We start from the raw sequence: 811 nt of genomic DNA on the forward strand, positions 1-811 counted from the left end.
TGCGCGATGAAATACAACAAAGCATTACCGCCCGTCTCGGCGCGCAGGAGAAAAAGCTGACAAGGCTGGGGATCCGCGTAAATCAAATTGTGGTGACTCAGGATTTAAACCGGCAGCTGCAAAGGGGTCTTTAAATGCTGGAAAAGGGATTTAGTGTACCGGACTTATTCCAGCCCGCATTGCCCGGGCGGTTTTCGTGGTTTCCCCTTCCTCCCGGCTGGTATGTTCTGGCGGCTCTGCTCGCTGCAATACTGCTGATTTTCCTGTTTTATCGTTTCGCCCGCTGGCGGCGTAATCTCTGGCGGCGCCAGGCACTGGCCGCATTGCGACAACCGCAGGACGCCGACGGCTGGCTGGAACTTATTAAACGCATTCTGCTGATGCATCAGCCCCGTGACGTCGTCAGTCAGTGGCTGACACCGGAGCAACTGCTGCAAGAAGTGGCGATTGACGCGTATTTGCGTCAGCTGCTCAGCGACCGGTATTGTCAGCCGGATAATGCGCTGGACGGTCAGCAAAATGCCCGGCTGCAATCCCAACTGAAAAACTGGCTGGAGAAACTGCCTGATGTCTGAGTTTCTGAGCCGCCTCGATTTCGCGTGGCCGTGGGCCGCGATACTGATTTTTCTGCCGCTGCTTAGCCGCTATTTTCTGCCTCAGGATAACGAGGTCAAAGAGCGCGTGCGCGTGCCTTTTCTGCCTGAGCTGATTGATGAAGTTAAACTCAACAGCCAGCCGGTTCGCAGCAGCAAACTGAGCGGTGTACTTTTCTGGATTATCTGGATCCTGCTGGTCATCGCCCTGACCCGCC

1 protein-coding gene and 1 pseudogene are annotated in these 811 nt (G+C 55.5%); both read left to right on the forward strand.

What is annotated here, in order from left to right; all coding sequences use genetic code 11:
• The first annotated feature begins 134 nt into the window (after positions 1 to 134).
• The gene (locus J1784_RS00280) at positions 135 to 575 is read left to right on the forward strand and encodes a DUF4381 family protein (protein WP_217147582.1); all 441 of its coding nucleotides are present in this window, start codon (positions 135 to 137) and stop codon (positions 573 to 575) included.
• Positions 568 to 811 (forward strand): annotated as a pseudogene (locus J1784_RS00285) (VWA domain-containing protein); the annotation flags it as partial. The gene J1784_RS00280 and the pseudogene J1784_RS00285, both read left to right, overlap by 8 nt.

The sequence above is a fragment of the Rahnella ecdela genome (genome assembly GCF_019049625.1).
Classification (GTDB): Bacteria; Pseudomonadota; Gammaproteobacteria; order Enterobacterales; family Enterobacteriaceae; genus Rahnella; species Rahnella ecdela.

Coding starts and splice junctions, on each gene's coding strand:
- J1784_RS00280 (WP_217147582.1), top strand. CDS start 135: ATGCTGGAAAAGGGATTTAGTGTACCGGACTTATTCCAGCCCGCATTG.